Annotated in this window: 21 protein-coding genes and 1 riboswitch; of the genes, 10 read left to right on the top strand and 11 right to left on the bottom strand. The window is 46.3% G+C overall.

Annotated elements, in window-relative coordinates; translation table 11 throughout:
- Positions 1-69: 69 nt before the first annotated feature.
- From HZS85_RS12280 to HZS85_RS12265, 4 genes are all read right to left on the bottom strand, one after another.
- Positions 70-627: a nitroreductase family protein gene (locus HZS85_RS12280; RefSeq protein WP_214856279.1), complete on the bottom strand. Its 558-nt coding sequence runs from the start codon at positions 625-627 to the stop codon at positions 70-72.
- A 123-nt stretch (positions 628-750) separates the two neighbouring features.
- Positions 751-1,302, bottom strand: coding sequence for a hypothetical protein (locus HZS85_RS12275; protein ID WP_214856278.1), 552 nt, complete (start codon positions 1,300-1,302; stop codon positions 751-753).
- 130 nt (positions 1,303-1,432) lie between these two features.
- Positions 1,433-3,124 (bottom strand): DHA2 family efflux MFS transporter permease subunit, encoded by a 1,692-nt coding sequence (locus HZS85_RS12270; protein WP_214856277.1) that lies wholly within the window; start codon positions 3,122-3,124, stop codon positions 1,433-1,435.
- A 12-nt stretch (positions 3,125-3,136) separates the two neighbouring features.
- Positions 3,137-3,793 (bottom strand): HlyD family secretion protein, encoded by a 657-nt coding sequence (locus HZS85_RS12265; RefSeq protein ID WP_035411497.1) that lies wholly within the window; start codon positions 3,791-3,793, stop codon positions 3,137-3,139.
- Between the two features lie 192 nt (positions 3,794-3,985).
- Between HZS85_RS12265 and HZS85_RS12260 the strand changes: the two genes are divergently transcribed.
- Positions 3,986-4,591 carry a TetR/AcrR family transcriptional regulator gene (locus tag HZS85_RS12260; RefSeq protein ID WP_214856276.1) on the top strand — a complete coding sequence of 202 codons (606 nt, stop codon included), beginning with the start codon at positions 3,986-3,988 and terminating at the stop codon, positions 4,589-4,591.
- Between the two features lie 41 nt (positions 4,592-4,632).
- On the opposite strand, the gene HZS85_RS12255 is transcribed toward HZS85_RS12260, so the two are convergent.
- Positions 4,633-5,724, bottom strand: coding sequence for a diguanylate cyclase (locus HZS85_RS12255; protein WP_251137971.1), 1,092 nt, complete (start codon positions 5,722-5,724; stop codon positions 4,633-4,635).
- Positions 5,725-5,860: 136 nt separating this feature from the next.
- Positions 5,861-6,316 carry a MarR family winged helix-turn-helix transcriptional regulator gene (locus HZS85_RS12250; protein WP_214856273.1) on the bottom strand — a complete coding sequence of 152 codons (456 nt, stop codon included), beginning with the start codon at positions 6,314-6,316 and terminating at the stop codon, positions 5,861-5,863.
- 165 nt (positions 6,317-6,481) lie between these two features.
- A riboswitch (Lysine riboswitch) is annotated at positions 6,482-6,670 on the top strand.
- Positions 6,671-6,801: 131 nt separating this feature from the next.
- On the opposite strand from HZS85_RS12250, the gene HZS85_RS12245 reads away from it, so the two are divergent.
- From HZS85_RS12245 to bcaP, 6 genes are all read left to right on the top strand, one after another.
- Positions 6,802-8,283, top strand: a complete 1,482-nt coding sequence (locus tag HZS85_RS12245; protein ID WP_214856271.1) for an amino acid permease — start codon at positions 6,802-6,804, stop codon at positions 8,281-8,283.
- Positions 8,284-8,832: 549 nt separating this feature from the next.
- Positions 8,833-10,593, top strand: a complete 1,761-nt coding sequence (locus HZS85_RS12240) for a solute:sodium symporter family transporter (RefSeq protein WP_214856270.1) — start codon at positions 8,833-8,835, stop codon at positions 10,591-10,593.
- Between the two features lie 60 nt (positions 10,594-10,653).
- Positions 10,654-10,836: a hypothetical protein gene (locus HZS85_RS12235; RefSeq protein ID WP_035411695.1), complete on the top strand. Its 183-nt coding sequence runs from the start codon at positions 10,654-10,656 to the stop codon at positions 10,834-10,836.
- 69 nt (positions 10,837-10,905) lie between these two features.
- On the top strand, positions 10,906-11,853 hold the full coding sequence (gene msrA / locus HZS85_RS12230; RefSeq protein WP_214856269.1) for a peptide-methionine (S)-S-oxide reductase MsrA: 948 nt from the start codon (positions 10,906-10,908) through the stop codon (positions 11,851-11,853).
- 67 nt (positions 11,854-11,920) lie between these two features.
- The gene (locus HZS85_RS12225; RefSeq protein WP_214856268.1) at positions 11,921-13,216 is read left to right on the top strand and encodes a DUF2252 domain-containing protein; all 1,296 of its coding nucleotides are present in this window, start codon (positions 11,921-11,923) and stop codon (positions 13,214-13,216) included.
- 225 nt (positions 13,217-13,441) lie between these two features.
- Positions 13,442-14,878 (top strand): branched-chain amino acid transporter BcaP, encoded by a 1,437-nt coding sequence (bcaP, locus tag HZS85_RS12220; RefSeq protein WP_214856267.1) that lies wholly within the window; start codon positions 13,442-13,444, stop codon positions 14,876-14,878.
- Between the two features lie 47 nt (positions 14,879-14,925).
- Here the strand turns inward: bcaP and HZS85_RS12215 are convergent, their stop codons facing one another.
- Both HZS85_RS12215 and HZS85_RS12210 read right to left on the bottom strand, forming a co-directional pair.
- A complete protein-coding gene (locus HZS85_RS12215) occupies positions 14,926-16,587 on the bottom strand; it encodes a glycerol-3-phosphate dehydrogenase/oxidase (protein ID WP_214856266.1) in 1,662 nt (553 codons plus the stop codon).
- Between the two features lie 33 nt (positions 16,588-16,620).
- Positions 16,621-17,589 carry a Gfo/Idh/MocA family oxidoreductase gene (locus tag HZS85_RS12210; protein ID WP_214856264.1) on the bottom strand — a complete coding sequence of 323 codons (969 nt, stop codon included), beginning with the start codon at positions 17,587-17,589 and terminating at the stop codon, positions 16,621-16,623.
- Between the two features lie 57 nt (positions 17,590-17,646).
- Here HZS85_RS12210 and HZS85_RS12205 point away from each other — a divergent pair, with 57 nt between their 5' ends.
- From HZS85_RS12205 to HZS85_RS12195, 3 genes are all read left to right on the top strand, one after another.
- Positions 17,647-17,913 (top strand): DUF5327 family protein, encoded by a 267-nt coding sequence (locus HZS85_RS12205; protein ID WP_214856262.1) that lies wholly within the window; start codon positions 17,647-17,649, stop codon positions 17,911-17,913.
- Between the two features lie 60 nt (positions 17,914-17,973).
- A complete protein-coding gene (locus HZS85_RS12200; RefSeq protein WP_214856259.1) occupies positions 17,974-18,624 on the top strand; it encodes an SDR family NAD(P)-dependent oxidoreductase in 651 nt (216 codons plus the stop codon).
- A 75-nt stretch (positions 18,625-18,699) separates the two neighbouring features.
- Positions 18,700-19,410, top strand: coding sequence for a thermonuclease family protein (locus HZS85_RS12195; protein ID WP_214856257.1), 711 nt, complete (start codon positions 18,700-18,702; stop codon positions 19,408-19,410).
- Positions 19,411-19,451: 41 nt separating this feature from the next.
- Here HZS85_RS12195 and HZS85_RS12190 read toward each other — a convergent pair whose 3' ends face one another.
- From HZS85_RS12190 to HZS85_RS12180, 3 genes are read right to left on the bottom strand one after another with little or no spacing between them, the layout of a single operon-like run.
- A complete protein-coding gene (locus HZS85_RS12190) occupies positions 19,452-20,426 on the bottom strand; it encodes a cation diffusion facilitator family transporter (RefSeq protein WP_214856255.1) in 975 nt (324 codons plus the stop codon).
- A gap of 32 nt (positions 20,427-20,458) precedes the next feature.
- Positions 20,459-21,244, bottom strand: a complete 786-nt coding sequence (locus tag HZS85_RS12185; RefSeq protein WP_214856254.1) for a glucose 1-dehydrogenase — start codon at positions 21,242-21,244, stop codon at positions 20,459-20,461.
- An 18-nt stretch (positions 21,245-21,262) separates the two neighbouring features.
- The gene (locus tag HZS85_RS12180; RefSeq protein ID WP_214856348.1) at positions 21,263-22,114 is read right to left on the bottom strand and encodes a GRP family sugar transporter; all 852 of its coding nucleotides are present in this window, start codon (positions 22,112-22,114) and stop codon (positions 21,263-21,265) included.
- Positions 22,115-22,254: the final 140 nt, after the last annotated feature.

Genomic DNA, 22,254 nt, shown 5'->3' with positions numbered 1-22,254 from the left:
CGGAACGTTTTTATTTTGAATTGGGGCTTGATTGGCGCGAGCAGGGGTAGCTCGCAGAATGCGCACCTCTTAAAAGTGCGTCAACTTGTCCTTCAGGGACGTTCTCGGTTTGACAGGTGGAACGAGGGCTGGCCAGCCGATTTGAATGACGCCGAGAACCCGTTCGTTTTCTGAAGCGTGAACGAGTGAAGCATATTCTGGTGTAAACCAATGTTTTCCACTCTTCCAGCAGCAACCAAGACCGCGCTCTGTCGCCACCAACTGTAGATTTTGAATCATGGCAGCTGTTGCGAGTGTATCCTCTAACTGTTGATCCGGTGTCCCTTGTACCTGACAAAGTACCGTTAAGTAAACCGGGACTTCCCGTAATTTTTGTTCAGCCTGTTGACGTTGTTCAGACGTTTTCGTCTCGAATTGACCACGCGCTGTCAGTAACTCCATCAAAGCATCGACGTACCGAGTTTGTCCTTCTTCGATCGCGAGAACAAAACGCCAAGGTTCTCGTAGCTTATGGTTCGGAGCATACATCGCCGTTTCGAGTAATATCTCTACTAATTCGACCGGAACTGGTTGTTCCGTATAGGACCGGATGGACCGGCGTGTTTCAATCACTTGTTGAACATGCATCCGTTTCATCTCCTCACTGAGTACTTTTTCACTATAAATGATAACGATTATCATTGTCAATGTTATTTGTGGGAAAACAAAAAGACGATTCCCAAGAGGAAATCATCTTTCGTTGAATTTGTATTAAGAAGCTTTTCGTTCCTCTTCTTGAGCAACAGTCGTTAGTTTCTTTTTCATGAGACGAATCCGGTACAACGCAAATAAATAATGGGCGAAATAAATCGTGAATCCCAGGAAAAGCGTTAATGCTACATGAATCTGAACGCCAGGAACAGCATGAAGCTGAATGAAGAGCAAGACAGCCATTGCCATCGTATAGAGCACCATTTCCACCGATTGTGGCATGACGCGTTGACGTTTTAAGAAAAAGGAACGCATGAGTGGTAGGACGACGAGACTGACGAGACGATCGACCAGACCGATGACGAGCACACTGATCACCATCGCTAAACCATTTTCAAAAGTGATTAACCGTGGAAAAATAAGATATGTGACGAGTAATAGTGGTCCAACTAACAAAAAGATTGAAATCGAGGCACGTGCAAAGACGAAGAGCCCGTTGACACTTGTTAAAAAAGCGCGAAAAATCTTTTGCGACCAAGGCGATGGTCGACCGACTTGCCAAGCAAAACAACAAGCAAAGATAAACGCATAAAATTGCAGAAAGGCAACCATAAAGCATCTCCTTTAGATATGAAACTCATTGTCCCTAGTGTATCGATTTTAAGAGAGAAGTGCAAAGAAGAACTTTTCACGAAGTATAGCAAAAGACCAGCTGATATGACATCAACTGGTCTTTCATGAATCAATCCAGATTTGGTTCTTTTTTTCCGTGCAAGAAGAAGGACAGAATCAATGCGAGCGCAGATAAAACGGTCGCAATCCAGAACGCGTCGGTGATCCCTTGAATCGTTGCTTGTTTCGTCAACGTCGTAAACCAGCTCATCGAAGCGGCTTGTGAACTACCCAGCTGTTGTCCGAGGTCGTTTAAGTGTTGCGAAAGCGTCGGGTCGAGAGTCGTGAACTGATTCGCGTCGTCTGCCAAATGAGCCGTCGTTTGACGTGTCATGACAGTGACGAGAATCGCTGTTCCGATGGATCCAGCGACTTGCCGGAGTGTGTTTTGCGTCGCGTTTCCGTGTGGGATCATCTTCATCGGTAAGGAATTCATTCCGGCAGTCATGATCGGCATCATGATGAACGCCATTCCGAATGACCGAACCATGTAGATTCCCATGATCGAGTAATACGACGTATCCATGTTCAATTGCGTCAATTCCCATGTCCCGTACGTCATCAATGTTAAACCAAAGATGGCGAGCGGACGGATACCGAAGCGGTCAAATAAACGACCAGCAATCGGTCCGGTGATTCCCATGATTAGTGATCCGGGCAAAAGGAGAAGACCTGAATCGACCGGTGAAAAACCGCGAATGCTTTGAAGGTAAATCGGTAAAAGCAACATCCCACCGAACAACGCCATCGTGACGATGACATTGATGAAGAGGGTGAACGAAAATTCCGGAACCTTTAACACACGAATATTCAACATCGGATCTTCCATCGACAGCTCACGCATTGCAAAAGCAGCGATTCCGATTAAACCGATGACGATTGAGCTGATGACGATCGGACTATCCCAACCGTCATTCCCAGCTTCACTAAATCCATAAAGGAGGCTGCCGAACCCAATCGTACTGAATAAGACACCAAGTGCATCAAAAGAAGGTTTCGAGAGTGGCTGTGTCAGTCGGAACCAAGCCGTACCGAGTAGCAATGTCACTAATCCAAAGAACGACATCGCATAAAACATGACGTGCCAATCATAGTTTTGGATGACATATCCCGTGATCGTTGGTCCGACTGCTGGAGCGAGAATCATCGCGATTCCGAGCATTCCCATGGCAGCGCCACGCTTATGCGGTGGGAACAATGTCATGAAGACATTTGATCCGAGTGGCATTAAGATACCAGCACCTGCCGCCTGAACGACACGCCCGATCATCATGACCGGGAAGTTCATCGCCATCGAACAGATGATTGATCCCAAGAAAAAGAGTGTCATCGAAGCGAGGAACAACTGGCGGAACGTATAACTGCGCATTAAAAAAGCACTGATCGGAATCAAGATCCCGTTGACGAGCATGAAACCTGTCGTCAACCACTGGGCAGTGGACGTCGACACGTTGAAGTCATTGATTAGAACCGGTAACGCGACATTAATCAACGTTTGGTTCAAAATAGCAATGAACATACCAATCAGTAAGACCGTCAGTACTTTCGGAATACTGACGTTTTCAGTCGATACTTGTTTTGAAGGTGCTGCGACTGGTGGTGTCACGGTCATCGTCGGTTCCGTCTCGAGGGACTCCTCAAGTGTCGGTCCGTCAGTGGCCAGTGCGATGTCGGATTGACGATTCCGGCGGGCGATCCAGTTGACGCCGATGATGATCAGAATCGTGAACGCACTATATCCGAACAAGAAGGTAGTAGACATGAACGTCCCTCCTTAATCCTTATGAATGCGGACGGTCACATTCATACCAGGTCGAATGTCGAGTGATTTTTCTTGCGAGAGTGATACTTTAACTGGAATGACTTGTGCGACTTTCGTGTAGTTCGCATTTCCGTTTGAAGAAGGCATCATCGAGAACGTCGAAGCTGTCGTCATTCCGATCTGTTCCACTTCACCAGAAAGTGTCGTGTCAGGATAGCTGTCGACATATACGTCAACGGTTTGTCCGACTTTGATTTCATCGATTTCTGTTTCTTCGATGTTCGCTGTGACCCAAAGGTCGTTTAAGTCAAAACCATAGGCAAGTGGTGTACCGGCTGCGACGAAGCCGTTCTTTGTCGCCATCGACTGAACGATCGTTGCCTTCGCAGGCATCGAAACAGAAAGATCTGTTGGTTTTTGTCCAGCTTGCGCAGTCATGATGTGACCAAGTGTTGCACCGCTGTCGAGCGATTCGCCTGTTTTAGCAGACCAGTCCGTTAATTTACCAGCGCTTGGGCTAGCAATCGTTATCATTTTGCCATCGATTTTCGCATTGTCTGTTTTGACATAGCTTGTTGCTTGATCGTAATAGTAGTATCCGACGACCCCACCACCGATCAAAACGATGAGTGTAACGACATTAATGATTAGTAATTTTTTCATACTCATGAGTGTGTTAGCATCCTTTCTTGTGTACAATCGATTCAAAAAAAGTACTCCTCTGGGGGGAGGAGTAATTAATATAGTTAATTATATGGATAGTTAGATAACAAACAACCAACAATTTCCGACAAAATGTTGGAAAAATAAATGATAACGGATTCATTTTTAAAAAGATGATGGAAAAGGAGTGAAATGCACATGAAAGAGAGCCGTGATCCACGACCAAAACGGTCACGTGACCGTATTACGATGGAATTGTTTCGTTTACTGAAGACAAACAGCTTTTCGAGCATCACCGTCAAGATGCTGACGGATGGGGCGGGTGTGAACCGCTCGACCTTTTATGCGCACTACACAGATAAATATGATTTGCTTGACCAAATCGTTGAGGAACAGATGATGGCGCTCGAACAAGCGATTCGGATTACAGGTACAGGCACCGTATTTCCGACAGTCGAGCAGGTGAGTCATTATTTTGCTCGTTTGTTCATTCACATTGAAGAAAATGAATTATTCTATCAGACGATGCTCGTTCAAGGACCGATCAAAACGTTCATCTCTCGTTTTCTTGATACATTGAAAGAAAATTATCGCCTCGTCTTTCGATCCCAAGTCGCAGAGGATGCGACTTTCGTCGATCGGGATTTGTTACTGAACTATGTCATTGGTGGACAGTTAGGATTATTGATTTCCTGGTTACGAAACGGTCGGCCATATTCATCCGCATATATGGCGGAGCAATTGAGCCGGATGATCGTCTTTGGAACGGTTGAAAGCATCGGTTTTCCGAAAGAAACGGAATAAGGTCATAGAAAAAGACACTCCTGATAGGAAGTGTCTCGTATTCAAGCTTGTCGGAAGGCAAGTTCCTTCGTATAAATCGTACTTCGGTTTCGTCCGCTTTCTTTTGAGTAATACAACGCTTTATCTGCTTGTTGTAATACTTCTAAAGACGTATGGGAACCACTAGAATGTGCAATCCCAAGCGAAATCGTGATTTGCAGATCAGGTACGTCTGCCGTCGGGAACAGGTTGCGTGCGACCGTCATCCGAGCCAACTCTGCGATTTTTTGAGCTTCTTTAGCTGTAGTGCTTGGTAAAATGATCAAAAACTCTTCACCACCGTACCGTCCGACGAGGTCATCCGGTCGTGTTAAGGAAGCGAGTGTCATGCCGAGTTGACGTAGGACATCATCTCCGGCGTCATGACCATATGTATCATTGACGTGCTTGAAGAAGTCGATATCAATCAAGACAAGTGAATACCCTTGATCCGTTGAACCGACAAGTGACAGTGAATCATCGAGACGGCGCCGATTGGCAAGTCCGGTCAAAGCATCCGTCATCGCTAGTTTTTGTTGATACTGAATGTTTTCGAAGTGACGGCGTAATTCCGTCAGCAGTCGAAAAGCAACAAAGCCAGCTAATAGATTAAAGAAGATATAAGCGATTGAAATTTTAAAGAATGTCGACCAACTGTTTGTCAGGATATAGATGGCAGGTAACGAATAGAGAACACCAATTGACACCAATAATTGAAAATGGCGTGTCGAGACATGAACGAATCGACGTACGATTCCGATCGTCGTAATGATTAAGACGATAATCAGTGTGGACAGATAAAAACCCTCCATTTGATCGACGGGTGTCAAAAAGTAACGTGTCCCGATGATCATTATACCGGCGACGATGGCGCTCGGGAAACCACCGAATAGCATAGCGATCGCGACTGGGATGATTCGTAAATCCACACGGGCGACATCGATCTGAATGCCATTGAATATCAACAAAACTGCAATCAGACCACAGACACTTCCCAATATGAGGCGTGTACTCCAGCTGGAATTCAGCGAAATACGTGGTCGATTCCGAAATGGTAAGAATAAGAGAGTAATCGTCGTGAACAGTAGACAAAAGTTAATGATGAATTGATTCATGATGGACAACAAATCCTCCCAACTCCCCAGCTAACAGATTTCCATATATATACTCCAGTATACTCATCTAGGTAACGGTTAGACAGAGGTAAATGTTTAGATAAAACATAAAAAACGGTAGAAAATCTACCGTTTTTTATGAAGACGAAGTGAGCGTATCCTCATCCATCGTCAGTAAAATCTTATCGAAGACGCGAATCATCGTTTCCAGTTCTTCTTCTGTTAAAGTTCCGAAGCGATCTTGTAAATAGTTTATTCGGACGACCTCGAGTTCCCGAAAAGCACGCTCTCCGTCATCCGTCAAAGCAAGGACAATCGAGCGACGATCTTCCGTCGAACGCGTCCGTGTGACATATCCTTGTTTATAGAGCTTATCCGTTAAAGCAGTGACTTGACTCGTCGCCAGCTCAAATTGTTCCGCAAGAAGTGTCGGACGCTGGGGACCGTTTTCTGAAAGACTCCGTAAGATGAAAAATTCGCTTCGGGTTGCTGTTCCTTCAAATAGTCGATTAAGTTCACGTCGCAGGGTACGAAGAATGACACGCATTTGTTCCTCGAGTCGGTAAGTCAGCAAATCACGTTCCTGTAGCATGCAAGCAGCATCCTTTCTCTCAGTGGACTTCTATCATTTAGTGTACTAAACATATCGGATTTTTACCATCTACTACCCCAGATTCAAAAAAGGCAATTGACAATTTCGTGGCGGTTTGTGTAATATGGCGTAGTAATAACTAATTTAATTCAGTTCTCACTCAACCAGTGGGATGGAGGTTGCAGTTCTTAAGAGTACGGTTACGGATGTCGTCAAGCGACAAATGAAGTGACCTGAAAGGAAGAATTGCCGAAATCAATCATCGCTTTGAAGATGATCGATTGGGATTAGGTCGAATAGGTCTAATACTGTCACAAGTCGGGTATCACTCACTTGTGGAGAGCTATCTTTCACGACGGTAGAATGAGGCGCATTCATTTTATTATGTTGCGTTCTCATCTTCCATCTGGAAGATGAGGGCGCTTTTTGTTTTTTCATTCAAAAAGTGTCCTCTCAAAAAATCTAAACAGAGAGAAGCGAACGAAATGAACAAACTAGATGTGAAACAAACAACAGATTCGACAGCCGAAGGATTAAAACGTGGATTACAAGCCCGTCACATGTCGATGATTGCCATCGGTGGGGCAATCGGAACAGGACTTTTCATCGCGTCCGGTGCTTCCGTTGCAGCAGCAGGACCAGGTGGTGCACTTATATCGTATGCAATCGTTGGTCTGATGGTCTACTTCCTAATGACAAGTCTTGGCGAAATGGCGGCGTATATGCCTGTCGCCGGATCCTTCTCGACATACGGGACAAAATTCGTCGATCCCTCATTCGGCTTTGCCCTCGGCTGGAACTACTGGTACAACTGGGCGGTCACGATCGCAGTTGAGCTCGTTGCAGCACAAATCGTTATGACGTATTGGTTCCCGGACGTTCCTGGATTTTACTTCAGTGCCTTATTCCTTTTACTCATGATCGGCTTGAACTACTTCTCCGTTAAAGGTTTTGGGGAAGCGGAGTATTGGTTCGCCATGATTAAAGTCGTCACTGTCATCGTCTTCTTAGTCGTCGGTGTTGCGATGATTTTCGGTGTCTTTACATCGGAGCCACCAGTTGGCTTTAAAAACTTTGCTCTCGGGGATGCGCCGTTCGTCGGTGGTATTCCTGCCGTCATCGGAATCATCCTCGTTGCTGGATTCAGTTTCCAAGGAACGGAGCTAGTCGGGATTGCCGCAGGTGAATCGGAAAATCCGAAAAAAAACGTTCCAAAAGCAGTCAAACAAGTCTTCTGGCGCATTTTACTCTTCTACATCCTTGCGATTTTCGTCATCGGGATGCTCATTCCGTATACGAGCCCGAACTTGGTTTCCAATGACATCACGGACATTGCCGTTAGTCCGTTTACGCTCGTCTTTGAAAAAGCAGGTCTTGCGTTCTCGGCAGCACTCATGAACGCCGTCATCTTGACATCTGTTCTATCTGCCGGTAACTCAGGTATGTATGCTTCCACACGGATGCTGTATACACTTGCTCGTCAAGGAGATGCACCAAAGTTCTTTGCAAAAGTGTCGAAAAATGGGGTACCGCGTAACGCTTTGCTTGCAACAGGAGCAATCGGTGCACTCTGTTTCTTAACATCGATGTTTGGTGGACAAGTCTATCTGTGGTTACTCAATGCTTCAGGTATGACAGGATTCATCGCGTGGCTCGGAATTGCGATCAGTCACTATCGTTTCCGTAAAGGATTCCTTGCACAAGGTCATTCGTTGAAAGATTTACCTTACGTTGCACCAGCGTTCCCGTTCGGTCCGCTGTTTGCATTCGGTCTTTGTTTCCTTGTCATCGTTGGTCAAAACTATGCAGCATTCCTTGCTGATCAAATTGATTGGGTCGGGATTGCCGCGACATATGTCGGAATTCCGTTGTTCCTTGCCTTCTGGTTAGGACACAAATTCAAAAACCGGACGTCGATTGTTCGTTACGAAGAGATGGACTTCCCAGAACATCCGCGTCAATCATAATGTGTGAACCACCTTCTACAAATGAAGGTGATTGAGATTGAAGACAAAGTGCAATTTTTCTCTGATGAGTCTGATGAAAAAGATTGCGCTTTTTTGTTCGTTTCGAATCGTTTTCCTGGGACAAGCATCGCGCCGCTTCGCTTCGCTGCAGGGTCGCTCTTGCTTGTTTTTCCCTAGGAAGCGATGTCGAGTGAACAAAACGCTTCTCTGATTCTCTTTCCGGGTATAAAGAAGAATGACACGTTACACGCCACTCCTACAGGAAAAAGCGCAATTTTGCGCTGTCAGAGACAAACAAGACCCGTTTTCCTGCTCGAATAGAGCGGGAAAACTGGCTTGTGTCTCGCCTGAGGAAAGGGCGTGAAGACGAGTCATTTTTGAGTCAGCCCATTTTTCTGCAATCGGAACCACCTTCTATAAATGAAGGTGGTTTTTTATTCCTTTAAATAAAAACGTTTTCTAAAATATAGTTTTGAAAAAGTATAAAAAAGGAATCAATGAATACATATTCATAAAAGGAAAATATAAATAAAGAATAGGGGGAGACGCATGACTACATCTGAATTATTTTTCACATTAGGTTCTGCAGCGTTTTTCATGTTGCTCGTTGCCTACATATCCTACCGATTGACGCGTGGGAAAACACAAGGCGTCGATGAATACTTCTTAGCAGGGCGAGGATTAAGCGGTGTGTTCATTGCCGGTTCGCTACTGCTGACGAATTTGTCGGCAGAACAGTTGATTGGATTAAACGGACAATCCTTCATGGGAAATATGTCGAGTATGGCGTGGGAAGTCACGGCGGGATTTGCTGCGATCATCATGGCTATCTATCTGCTTCCGAAGTTTCTCGGGCTTGGCATCTCGACATTACCAGAATACTTAAGTCACCGGTATGATGAGACGGTGCGCCGGATGACAGTCTTACTCTTTTTGCTTGGATATATGTGCGTCACGATTCCTTCGATGCTTTATTCAGGTGGGATTGCTGTCTTGCAGCTGTTCGATGTTCCGGAATTATTTGGTCTCAGTTATACGCAATCCCTTTGGTTAGTTGTATGGGTCGTCGGGATCATTGGAGCAATTTATGCGATTTTTGGAGGACTCCGTGCGGTGGCTGTCTCCGATACGCTGAATGGGATCGGACTCGTCTTCGTTGGATTCCTAGTTCCGGTGCTTGGCTTTATTGCGCTTGGTGACGGGAATCTCCTTCAAGGGATGAAGACGATTGCGACTGTACAACCGGAGAAGCTGAACGCAATCGGAAGCTCAACCGATGCCGTTCCGTTCTTCTCGATATTTACGGGAATCTTATTCGCGAATTTATTCTATTGGTCACTAAATCAATATGTCATTCAGCGTGTGCTCGGCGCAAAGGATTTAAAAGAAGGTCAAAAAGGAGTCTTAATGACAGGATTTTTGAAGTTGTTAGTTCCAGTCTTCATGCTGATTCCTGGAATCATTGCTTATCATTTGTATGGAAATACACTGACGAGCGGTGATTTATCCTATCCTCGACTCATCACGGAGTTACTGCCGGTCTCGCTGATGGGATTTTTCTTGGCTGTCTTACTCGGGGCCGTCTTCAGTTCATTTAACTCGTTGCTAAATAGTATTGCGACACTTTTCGTCCTCGATATCTATCAGCCGGTGTTTGCGAAAGAGGCGAGTGATGAACATTTGATTCGTGTCAGTAAATGGTTCGGAACGATCGTTGCCTTGATTTCTTTCGTCATCGCACCATTCTTGATGTACGCGCCAGACGGCTTATGGAGTTTAATCCGGCAATTTACAGGATTTTTTAACATTCCGATTCTCGTCATCGTATTAATGGGGATTTTCATGAAACGAATTCCGGCGATTGCAGCGAAAATCGTCATCGTCTTTCACGTGTTCGCGTATTACTTATTCGTCTTCGGTTTTAAACAACTGTTCGGCTGGGATCATGGCATTAGCTATATTCATGGGTACGGTATTTTACTCGTGATAGAAGTGTTATTCATGGTATTCATGGGGTATCGTTACCCAGCAGTCCAGTCAAAAAAGGTCAATCGACGACAGTCTGTCGAGCTCATTCCATGGAAGTTCGCGATTCCAGTCTCGATCCTATTATGTACATCCATCATTTGGACGTACGTTTTGTTCTCAAAGATCGGACTGGCTTCGACAGCAGGTATCGTGTCGATGTGGTTCTGGCCGGTTACGTTAGGACTTGCCATCGCAACGATTGTATTATGGCGTGTGTCGCTAAATGCTTGGGAAACGAAGTACCGGATCTATCTCGAAGAAGAGTACCGTCAAGCTGAATAATCCTCTCGCAGAAGGCATGACATATCGGGTAAGATGAAAGAAAAACAGGAGGCGATCTTTGTGAATTACTGGTACCACTTTAAGCGTGCCTTCTTACCGATCGCATTATTGCTTGTGACGCTTGCCTTATATCAAATGATCTATCGCTTGAATAACATCTGGTATTCGCTTGGAGGACTGCTTCTTGTCTTTGCGGCGATCTACTTCGTCATGCGTCGCCTAAAAACGAACCCAGAGGATTGAATGAGCAGGAAAGTCGAGTCCATTCTCTGAACGCGGTAAAATAGAGACATACAGAGGAGGGGAAGATAGATGGCAAAAGCAATATTTGCAGGTGGTTGTTTCTGGTGCATGGTCAAGCCATTCCATAAATATGATGGGGTAGAGCAGGTCATTTCAGGATATACCGGTGGTCATACAGAGAACCCAACTTATAAAGAGGTCTGTTCGGAAACGACAGGTCACTTGGAGGCGGTTGAAGTCACGTACGATCCGTCCGTCATTACGTACGAAGAATTACTCGATATCTTCTGGCGTCAAATCGATCCGACAGATGGCGGAGGTCAATTCAATGACCGTGGCGAATCGTACCAACCGGCTATCTTTTATGTCGATGAAACACAGCGTGAAGCAGCTGAACGTTCGAAAGCTGCGCTTGACGCATCAGGACGCTTCTCGCGACCAGTCGCGGTAGAGATTCGTCCAGAAAAGCCGTTTTGGCCAGCTGAAGAATATCACCAAGATTATTATAAAAAGAATCCGTTCCGTTATCAGATGTATAGTGTCGGCTCCGGTCGCGCGAAATTCATCAAGGAAGCGTGGAAGGATCACGGTAAGGAAAAAGAATTAAAAGAGCGCCTGACACCGATTCAGTATAAAGTCACACAAGAGAACGGGACGGAACCTGCTTTTCGTAACGAATACTGGGATGAGGAACGTCCAGGTCTTTATGTCGATATCGTCGATGGTACACCACTCTTCACATCAAAAGATAAATTCCAGTCAAACTGTGGTTGGCCGAGCTTCGCTAAACCGATCTCAGAAGACAAGATGGAAGTCGAACTCGACACGAGTCATGGGATGACGCGGACGGAAGTGCGCTCTGCGAATGCAGATAGTCATCTTGGTCACATTTTCGATGATGGTCCGACAGAGCTTGGTGGTCTACGCTATTGTATCAACTCAGCAGCGTTACGATTTATTCCGGTAGAAGAGCTTGATTCGGCAGGATACGGGGAATATAAAAAACATTTCGAGTAACATGTAGGGAGCAGTCAAACGATTTCGTTTTGACTGCTCTTTTTTCAAATGGAAGGGAGAGGATCAGATGTTTCAGTCCGTGTATGAAGAGATTCGACAAATGACGATTGCAAAGGTACTTGATTTCTACGATCATGAAATCCGTCAGCTCGATGAGCAGGCACGTCAGGAAAAGTACGACAAGATGAGTTTGAGTCCGTTTCGCTTTTTCCGCGGGAGTTCGCACCTGTTTTATTATGACGTGACGCGAATCCCCCTTGGTTTTGATACACCTCGTGATAAACCAACGTGGATTCAGGGCGATCTCCACTTTGAGAACTTCGGTGTTCATGGCAATGCAAAAGGAGAAATCATCTACGACGTCAATGATTTTGATGAAGGATACTTAGGGTCGTATTTATATGATTTGATTCGCATGGCGGTCTCCGTCCGCTTGTTCGCCGAAGAGGCAGGATATGATCCGACTCCTGCGATTCGCAATTATGTTCTCGAATACTTACACGATTTAAAAAAGTACGCTCTCGGAAAAGATCCGAGTGATGTCTGTTTTACGCGGGATAATACAAAAGGACCAATCAAGAAGTTAATCAAGAAAGCAGAAAAAAAACGTGAAGAATTAATGGGGGAGCGAACAGAACTGGTAGATGGCGTGAGACGATTTTGTACACTCCCGGATATGGAAGCAGTAGATGACGCGACACGAGCAGCAATTGAATCTGCCTGGCCTTCCTACATCGAGACGATCGACACCGAGGATCGCCGTGAGGAATCGTTCTATACGATCAAGGATATCGTTCGTAAATTAGACAGCGGAACAGCATCTATTGGTCTCGAGCGCTATTACATCTTGATTGAGGGCGAAGGGGGAGAAGAAGATTTGATTCTTGAGATGAAACAAGCGCAAACGTCTGTCCCTTCGTTATTCCTGCCCGTTTATCGTCCAGAAGCAGAAACCGTTCATCAAGGGAGACGGGTCATCACGTCGCAAAAGGCGATGCAGGCACATGAAGATCCATATCTTGGTTATCTGACGATTGAAAAAAAGGAATATTATGTACGCGAGCGCTCACCGTACAAGAAAAAACTAAAGGCGAAGCATATAAAAAGTCAGGAAGATCTTGAGAACGTGTTATGTATTCAAGGTCAAATTACCGCGAAAATCCATGCGCGGGCAGATCAAGATGCGGGAATTCAAGAAAAAATATTAACCCATCATGCGGATGTTGAAATCATTCAAGCTATCGGTGTCTCAGACACTGCTTTTTTGGAGCAGATCGAGCGTTGGTCAGAAGCTTATGTCATGCGAACAAAGCTAGATTACCAAGTGTTTTTAGAATGGACGAAGACGTGGAAAACGACTTAAAACGTGGACTGAAAAAGGAGAGAAATATCGGTATGTAACAGATGTTACATACCGATATTTTTGAAGTGATTTTTATTCTTTAACAGATGAAAGCGTCACGCAAAAAACAAATAGGTATAATGACCTATATCAATTTATCTGAAAACTTCGTAAATTTTTGATTAAGTTCTTACGGACGACTCGCTTCGTAAGACAAATCACAACGGATATAGGGGGAAGTACATCATGAGTTTGACGCGGAAAAAAGATGTTTCCGCTATGATTGCTGCAAGTAAACGCAACAGTGGACTTGCTCGAAATCTTGGCGCGATGGATTTAACGTTTTTAGGAATTGGCGCCATCATCGGTACCGGAATCTTCGTTTTGACGGGAACAGGAGCGTTGACTGCAGGGCCAGGACTTATCGTATCATTCATTCTATCTGCCATCGCCTGTGGTCTAGCTGCTCTTGCTTACGCTGAATTTGCATCAACGATTCCGGTCAGTGGATCCGTATATACGTATACGTATGCAACGATGGGAGAGGTCTTCGCTTGGATCATCGGTTGGAACTTGATTCTCGAATATGGACTCGCCTCCAGTGCCGTAGCAGCCGGTTGGTCAGGTTACTTCCAGTCTTTACTCGCAGGATTTAATATCCATGTGCCGACAGCTCTCTCAGCAGCTCCAGGAGCAGTAGAAGGAGCCAAGACATACTTCAACCTTCCAGCCTTCCTGATCCTCTTTGCCATTACGGCATTGTTGTCGATGGGAATCAAGGAAACGAAACGTGTCAACAACATCATGGTCGTCATCAAATTAGCAGTCGTCGTGTTGTTCATCGTCGTCGGTGTCGGCTACGTTGAACCATCAAACTGGACACCATTCACTCCATTTGGTTGGGGAGGCGTCTTCTCGGGTGCTGCGATCGTCTTCTTCGCGTACATCGGTTTTGATGCTGTTACATCAGCGGCGGAAGAAGTCCGTGATCCACAAAAGAACTTACCACGTGGTATCATCGGTTCACTTGCTGTCTGTACAATTCTTTACGTCATCGTCGCAGCCATCATGACAGGGATCGTCCCTTACAAACAATTCGCTGGTATCGATCACCCGGTCTCACTTGCGATTCAAATGGCAGGTCAAAACTGGGTCGCTGGTTTCATCGATCTCGGTGCGATTCTCGGGATCACAACGGTTATTCTCGTCATGACATACGGAATGGTGCGTCTCGCGTTTGCGATCTCGCGTGACGGGATGTTCCCTAAAGTATTCTCCGAAGTGCATCCGAAATACCAAACACCATTCAAGGCGACTTGGATGATCGGACTTGGTAGTTCACTCGTCGCTGGATTCGTTCCACTCGATGTCATCGCGAACCTCGTCAACATGGGTACACTCGCAGCATTCGTCTTGATCTCTGTCGCTGTCTTGATTCTTCGTAAGACACAGCCGGATCTCCCACGTGCATTCAAATGTCCGGGTATGCCATATGTGCCAATCGCAGCAATCGCTGCATGTCTCTTCTTGATGTTCAACTTGAAACTCGAGACATGGATTGCTTTCGGAATCTGGCTTGCAATCGGTTTAGTGCTTTACTTTACGTTTGCGCGTAAGCGTTCGAATCTACACCCAGGAAACATGCCGGCAGCGGAACTTGCTGCTTCAAAAGAAGAAGAGTAAACACATCAAAAGACCCGGTCGCCTTCAGGCGATCGGGTCTTCTTGTGTTAGGAAAGTGGAACAGGACCTTTGACGCGAACCGCGTCAAATTCACGACGAATGCTTTCATTGGCTTTCGCTTCATCTTCTGCCGACCAGCCGAGTTCACTACGCATCAGGGCAAGAACACCGTCTGCGTATTGTTCAGCATGAGGGAAATCAAAGAAGACGGCTGAAGCACGACGGTTCAAGAAGTCACCGGGTTGCATGACGAGCTCTGCTTCTAGACCATACAGAAGGGCACCGAACCAGTGTAACGGTAATTGATAACGAGCGGCTTCGTCACCGCGTGTCCGAATCAATTCAAAGACACGCTCGACATTCGTACCGTAGCGCTGGATGAGCCATGTCGTCTCATTCGGTGACAACCCAAGTGCTTCGCCTTTTGGTTGTTGTTCCTTCATGTAACGCGCGAATCCTTTACTTCCTTGTGGATGACCACCACCAAGCAAAATATCGTGCGTACGGGAAGCAAGATAAATTCTATTTTCTTCTGTCTTGAATTGCTCCGCGACCATATTGATGATTCGTTCCGCCATTTTCCGGTACCCAGTCAACTTACCACCGGCGATTGACATCAGACCGGATTTCGAAACGAAGATTTCGTCTTTTCGGGACAGTTCACTTGGATCTTTTCCATCTTCATGAATGAGTGGACGTAGTCCAGACCACGTTGATTCGACATGCTCAGGTCGTAACTCGACGTTGAACATTTGATTCGTTGCCTCTAGGATGTAGTCCTGATCCTCGACGGTGACACCAGGCTCAAGAATATCTCCTTTATAGTTCGTATCCGTTGTTCCGACATACGTTTTCCCTTCACGTGGAATCGCAAAGATCATCCGACCGTCTGGAACATCGAAGTAAACGGCTTGTTGCAACGGGAAATGTACTTGATCGATGACGAGATGAATCCCTTTTGTCAGGTGTAAAGACTTTCCAGATTTCGAACCGTCTTTTTCGCGCAGTTCATCGACCCAAGGACCCGTCGCATTAATGATCTTCTTCGCCCGAATCGTATACGTTTTGCCACTTAAGACGTCACGGACTTCGACACCAACGACTTTTCCGTTGTGGTAGACAAGCGATTCCGCTTTCGTATAATTGACGGCACGTCCGCCGTAACCGATGGCTGCTTTTAAGACTTCGACCGTCAGTCGAGCATCATCCGTTTTATATTCGACATACCGACCACCGCCGACTAAATGCTCTGAGCGTAACAGTGGTTCGTAACGTAATGTTTCTTCTTTGCTAAGCATCGTCCGACGTTCATGGCGTTTGACACCAGCGAGTTGATCATAGACACGTAAGCCGATCGAGGTCGAGAAGCTACCGAATGTACCACCTTCGACAAGTGGAAGCATCATCCACTCCGGTGTCGTCACATGCGGTGCGTTCTCATACACGATGGCACGTTCTTTCCCGACTTCGGCGACGAGTTTAATCTCGAATTGCTTCAGATAACGCAATCCACCATGGACAAGTTTCGTCGATCGGCTCGATGTCCCTTCGGCGAAGTCCTGCATTTCAATCAAGCCTGTTCGCATGCCGCGACTTTGTGCGTCAAGCAGAATACCAGCTCCCGTGATACCGCCCCCGATGACGAGAACGTCTAGAAGTTCTTGTCCCATCTCTTCTAACCATGCTGTCCGTTCCGTACTTGAAAACATCTTGTCTTCCCCCTGTTCGTCTGAAATGAATAGTTAGTCTACTTCTATCCATGTACCCATTTTTGCACTCTTTTGAGCACGATCAATGATTTTCATGACGAGTTCAGCCTGTTTCGCAGAGACAGGTGGTGTGGTTCGCTTACGGATGGCTGGAGCGAGATCCGTATAATAATCCCCAAAATGACCGGAAACAAAAGGGAAGTCTTGCAGAGGTCCATTTGCTTCAGCCAATTGATAGGTCGTCCGTTTTGTATCGACTTCATCAACGAAGTAACTCGCCTGTGTTCCGTGCACCATCAGGGAGGGACCAACAGCTGGAACGATGGAACCGATATGCAAAATAGCGCGTCGCGTGCCAAAGGCTAAAATTAGATGTGTATAGTCATCAACGATCCCATCTTGTCGTTGAATCGTTTGATCACAAAAGACACGGTCTGGAATTTCATCGAAGGCGATGAGTGCTTGATCGATCAAGTGTGAACCAAGGTCGTACAATAGTCCGGCACCAGGAACGTCCTGTTCGCGCCAACGCTCCTGCACATCGGGACGGTAACGGTCATAATGCGCTTCGAACGTCTGGAGCGTACCGAGTCGTCCAGATTTCAATAAGGTCATCAGCGTCCGAAAGTCCTTCGTGTACCGCCGATTATGATAAACTGTCAATAACCGACCGTGTGTCCGTGCTAGTTCTGTCAACGTTTCGGCTTCTTCGAGCGTGACGGTGAATGGTTTCTCGACAAGTACATCACAGCCCGAGAGCAAGGCGAGACGCGCGAGTGGATAATGCAGATCATTTGCCGTCGCGATGACGACTAAATCGATTTGTTCCGCTTCAAGTAATGCTTCAAGTGTCGGATAGACAGGGAGCGTCGCATCGTACGTAGCGACCGCTTCCGGGCGACTCGATTGAACAGCGACCAACTGATAATCAGGTGCGTGTAAATAAGGCGCATGCAAATGTTCACCGGCAAGACCAAAACCAACTAATGCGGTACGAATCATAGAAAACACATCCTTTTCAAGTTCATACCCTCAATCTACCATAAGGAGGAATACAAGATGATTACCGAGCAACACATCATCGAAAAGATGCGCCAAGCGATGCAACGTATTGACCAAACAACAGGAGCTGCGCAAAAAGAACAGATTGCAGCGATGAAGGCTTATTGTGAATTACTCCTTGAATCCGAGGCGACGCCAAGTTCGACAATATCGCTTCCTACGTCAACGCCTCAGGCAACCCCAGCAGTCGATCCGATGTTAGCGCGTTTCATGGGTGTTTCGCAGGAAAAAGAAGAAAAAGGCACTTCATTGCTCGATTTTTGAATGAAATGACGCAATTCAGGGAATAACCATCACAGTTAAAATAAGAAAGGGAGATACGTCATGAAAACAGTCATCGTCATTGGAGCAGGACCAGGAAACGGATATGAAATCAGTAAACGATTTGGGCAAGAAGGGTTTCAAGTCGTTTGTGCGGCGCGGACACAAGAAACGCTTGCAGCCGTCATCACGGAACTAAAAGAAGAAGGTGTAGAGGCGGTGGGGGTAGAATGTGATGCTTCTCGAAAAGCCGATATCGCATCACTCATCGAATGGACAGAGGAGCAGTATGGACAAATCGATGTCTTAGTCTATAATGCTTCGATTTTACATCAAGCATCTGTCCTTGAAGTCTCGGCAGAACAGATTACGAAAGAGTTCGAGATCGATGTTCTCGGTGCACTGCATGCCGCACAACTCGTTGCTCCTTCGATGCAGGAACGAAAAGACGGCGCCATCCTGATTACAGGAGGTGGCGCTGCGATGCAAGCAATCAAATCGTTACCAGGGCTTTCGATTGGCAAGGCAGGCGTTCGTCAAGTGACGCACATGCTCCATGATACGTTGAAGGAAGACGGTGTCTACGTCGGAACCGTCACGATTGCCGGAGAAGTGAAGCGCGGAACGGCACTTGATCCGAAAAACGTAGCGGAAGCGTTCTATACACTTTATACAAACCGTAACAAAGTAGAGACGGTTCTATCAGCAGACTAACTTATGAACAAGAGAGCGTATGCGGGTTCGGACATTGACCGAATCCGTATTTTCATGGAAAGGAGAGAAATAGAAATGAGACGATCTGTATTCATAAGTTTACTTTTTTTATTCGTTCTCATCGGTTGTGCACCAGAAGAAACCGATCTGCTTGGCATCAAGCAACCAGACGATGAAAAGATTACGAAAGCGACGGTGCAACGCGTCATCGATGGGGATACATTAAAAGTGAGGCTAGCAGACGGGAAAACGGAGGATGTTCGTTTGTTGCTCGTCGATACACCGGAAACTGTTAAACCGGATACGCCGGTTCAACCTTATGGAACGGAAGCTTCAGCGTTTACAAAAGAGACATTACCGAGCGGGACAGCTATTCGGTTAGAGCGTGATCATTCCCGGGCTGACCGATACGGACGACTGCTCGCATATGTCTGGTACGGCGATAAAATGTTGAATCAAGAGTTACTCCGAAAAGGTCTTGCGCGTGTGGCGTTCGTCTATGAACCAGACACACGTTATGTCGATGTGTTTGAACAGATCGAACAGGAAGCCAAGCAGGCAAAGAAGAAAATCTGGAAGCACGATGGCTACGTCACGAATCGCGGATTCAATGTTCAAGCGATTACAGAAACGAAATCCTGCGATATCAAAGGTAATATCAATCGGTCAGGTAAAAAAATTTACCATGTCCCGGGTGGTCAGTCTTACAATGAAGTGAAGCCGGAGCAACGGTTCTGTACGGAGAAAGAAGCACAAGAAGCCGGATTCGTCCGAGCAACACGCTGATAAACGCAAAAAAAGCCATCGCTAGCGATGGCTTTTATCTATCATACAGGTGGTGGCGGTGGTTGATACTGCTGTACGTTATCATCTTCATCAAAGGAAATCGTGACATCGGTGATTCCTTTGAGGATGCGAATTTGCAATTCGAGTCGATCTTTAATGTCGTCCGCTTGCGCAATAGTCAAGTTGGGATCAACTTCAATCTCCGTTTCGACATGGAAGTGATCTCCTTCCTTGATGACTTCAAGTTTTTCGATGTCCCGAACCGCTTCATCACGTAACAAGATTTCACCGATTTTAGCCGTCAGTACTTCATCAACCTCACCGAGCGCACCGGCAGCATTTTGAATAAAAACATTATAGACGACATAAAACATCATGAGTCCAATCAAGATGGATGCAATGCCTTCTGCTTGATAAAAAGATGTATAATGCGAAATCAGGACAGCGATAATGGCGATGACGCCACCAAGAGTTGCGACAAGATCTTCCATGAAGACGAGACGTGTCGCCGGTTTGGCTTGTCCAAGGTGGGCGAAGCTTTGACCAACAAGTGTCAGTCCGCTCGATTTGAGTCCCGTCTCATGCGCGATTTCTTTCATCGCTTTATAGAACACTCCGACTTCGAGGACAACACCAATGCCAAGTGCCGTCAGGATGATCCACAAACCACTCGTCTTTTCGCCAGGACCGTGTGTGATATGCAAGATGCCTTCCCGAATCGTCTCGTAAGCAAGCAATGCAACGACGATGATCGCAGCAAGTAAGACGAGATTCACAAGGCGACCGAAACCATTCGGAAACCGTTTCGTGGGTGCTTTTTTACTGAGAGCAGAACCGATGTAGACGAAGAACTGGTTCGCTGCGTCACCGATCGTATGCATCATTTCAGCGAACATCGCTACATTCCCAGTTAAGATATAGGCGACGAACTTGATCGCGGCAATGATCGTATTGACGATGGCGGCAGCAAGGGCTGACTTATTTCCGCGACGGATCAATGAGAAAAAAGTGGTCATGAGCGGTCCTCTCCTTGTCTACTCAAAATAGGTTAACCGCGTCCTGCTTGGAAAGAAGGATAAAGTGTCATGCCGCCGTCCGCAAAGAGCGTGATCCCTGTAACATAACTTGCTTCATCCGACGCAAGCCATGCAGCAACGGCAGAAATCTCTTCTGGTTTCCCGATGTTGCCCATTGGAATCATACTCTCGACTTCTTTGCGTTGTTCTGGATCTTCGAATTTTTCAGCGTTGATCGGCGTATTGATTGCACCAGGTCCAATTGCATTAACCCGGATTCCTTTCGGTGCATACTCCATCGCAAGGGTTTGTGTCATCAATTTGACGCCACCTTTACTCGCGGCGTAGTGGACGAATGTCGGCCATGGAATGATTTCATGCACACTCGACAGATTGATGATACTACCTTTGACATCATGTTCGACGAAGTACTTCAGTGCTTCTCGTGCCCCGAGGAAAGCTCCTGTTAAGTTGACGTCGATGACTTTTTGCCAATCTTCGAGCGACATCTCGTGGGACGCTGACGGCATCTCGATTCCCGCGTTATTGACGAAAACATCCAACTGACCAAAGTGAGCCACCGTCTCTTTCACAAGATTGATCATATCATCTTCCTTTGAGACATCCCCTTGGACGATAAAGGCTTCCCCACCTTTTTCTTGAATCGATTCAGCGATTTTTTTCGCTTCTTCCGGGTGGCTGCGATAGTTGATGACGACACGCATGCCTTCTTCTGCATAACGACGAACGATAGCTTCACCGATTCCCATTGATCCACCTGTTACGACGGCAACTTTTCCTTTTAAACTTTCATACATGATGCTTCACTCCTTCATTTATTGTTTCGTAAATCCAATCATGATTCCACCAGCAACGACTAAAATACAACCGATAATGACGAAGGTCATCTCTTTCTTCGTTTTTGTTTCTTTCAGCAAGAGGACGCCACCAATGGTTGAAATGACGACACCTGTTTGAGAAAGGGAGAAGCTTGTTGCGACTCCAACTTTTGCCGTAGCAAACAGTAAAGCGACGTTCCCGACAGCCCACATGAGTCCGCCGATGGTATTGCCAGCAGTTTTCTTCGTGAAGAGGTCTCCTTCTCGTAAAGAAAGAAGAATGGCGCTGACGACCATCCCGATCGCTTGCGGTAATACGGCTTCCCAGCCATTAATATCAAACCAGCGGGCGATGACGACGTATCCGACATATCCGACAGTCGAGATGAGGAGGAGCGTCAATCCTTTGCCGATATTCTCATCTTCTTTACTCTTATCTTCCTTATAAGACGTGAAAGCTGCTCCGGCAATGATCAATACAAGCGCACTGATTCCGAGAATCAAGGCAGTTGTCGTTGACCACTCGCCAAAAGCAAGAACACCGAACAACGATGTTCCGACGAGTTGCATTCCTGTTGAGATAGGCATCGTCTTTGAGACACCCATTTGACGAAATGCGGCAAATTGATTTTTTTGACCAAGTGCCCAAAAGGCACCAGAAAAGAATCCGGCAACCCAAGCGGTCGTAGACAGCTCTGGGCTGACAAAAAAGAAGGTGACGATCGCGAAAAGCAACGCACCCAGAGTCGTACCGATGATTTGTTGCGCCGTTGAACCTCCGATTTTCGAAACGACAAGCGGTAACGATCCCCACATCAATGCGGGAACGATGGCAATTAGAATATCAATCAAGTGTTTCACCCCTCCTTACTATTATCTCTCTACTTGAAGTTGTACCCCACAAGGCGTTAGGAAAAACCTTATGGTGTGAAGATGAATTATTCTGAAATAAAAAACGTCCACCGAGGTGGACGTGTACGGTCGTTTCA

It is taken from the genome of Exiguobacterium sp. s130, from assembly GCF_018619055.1.
Taxonomy (GTDB): Bacteria; Bacillota; Bacilli; order Exiguobacteriales; family Exiguobacteriaceae; genus Exiguobacterium_A.
This window is presented reverse-complemented; position numbering and strand designations above follow the sequence as displayed.

Bases quoted from the DNA above. Each gene is read 5' to 3' on its own strand.
- HZS85_RS12280 (WP_214856279.1), bottom strand. From the start codon at position 627: ATGCATGTTCAACAAGTGATTGAAACACGCCGGTCCATCCGGTCCTAT.
- HZS85_RS12275 (WP_214856278.1), bottom strand. From the start codon at position 1,302: ATGGTTGCCTTTCTGCAATTTTATGCGTTTATCTTTGCTTGTTGTTTT.
- HZS85_RS12270 (WP_214856277.1), bottom strand. From the start codon at position 3,124: ATGTCTACTACCTTCTTGTTCGGATATAGTGCGTTCACGATTCTGATC.
- HZS85_RS12265 (WP_035411497.1), bottom strand. From the start codon at position 3,793: ATGAGTATGAAAAAATTACTAATCATTAATGTCGTTACACTCATCGTT.
- HZS85_RS12260 (WP_214856276.1), top strand. From the start codon at position 3,986: ATGAAAGAGAGCCGTGATCCACGACCAAAACGGTCACGTGACCGTATT.
- HZS85_RS12255 (WP_251137971.1), bottom strand. From the start codon at position 5,724: ATGAATCAATTCATCATTAACTTTTGTCTACTGTTCACGACGATTACT.
- HZS85_RS12250 (WP_214856273.1), bottom strand. From the start codon at position 6,316: ATGCTACAGGAACGTGATTTGCTGACTTACCGACTCGAGGAACAAATG.
- HZS85_RS12245 (WP_214856271.1), top strand. From the start codon at position 6,802: ATGAACAAACTAGATGTGAAACAAACAACAGATTCGACAGCCGAAGGA.
- HZS85_RS12240 (WP_214856270.1), top strand. From the start codon at position 8,833: ATGACTACATCTGAATTATTTTTCACATTAGGTTCTGCAGCGTTTTTC.
- msrA (WP_214856269.1), top strand. From the start codon at position 10,906: ATGGCAAAAGCAATATTTGCAGGTGGTTGTTTCTGGTGCATGGTCAAG.
- HZS85_RS12225 (WP_214856268.1), top strand. From the start codon at position 11,921: ATGTTTCAGTCCGTGTATGAAGAGATTCGACAAATGACGATTGCAAAG.
- bcaP (WP_214856267.1), top strand. From the start codon at position 13,442: ATGAGTTTGACGCGGAAAAAAGATGTTTCCGCTATGATTGCTGCAAGT.
- HZS85_RS12215 (WP_214856266.1), bottom strand. From the start codon at position 16,587: ATGTTTTCAAGTACGGAACGGACAGCATGGTTAGAAGAGATGGGACAA.
- HZS85_RS12210 (WP_214856264.1), bottom strand. From the start codon at position 17,589: ATGATTCGTACCGCATTAGTTGGTTTTGGTCTTGCCGGTGAACATTTG.
- HZS85_RS12205 (WP_214856262.1), top strand. From the start codon at position 17,647: ATGATTACCGAGCAACACATCATCGAAAAGATGCGCCAAGCGATGCAA.
- HZS85_RS12200 (WP_214856259.1), top strand. From the start codon at position 17,974: ATGAAAACAGTCATCGTCATTGGAGCAGGACCAGGAAACGGATATGAA.
- HZS85_RS12195 (WP_214856257.1), top strand. From the start codon at position 18,700: ATGAGACGATCTGTATTCATAAGTTTACTTTTTTTATTCGTTCTCATC.
- HZS85_RS12190 (WP_214856255.1), bottom strand. From the start codon at position 20,426: ATGACCACTTTTTTCTCATTGATCCGTCGCGGAAATAAGTCAGCCCTT.
- HZS85_RS12185 (WP_214856254.1), bottom strand. From the start codon at position 21,244: ATGTATGAAAGTTTAAAAGGAAAAGTTGCCGTCGTAACAGGTGGATCA.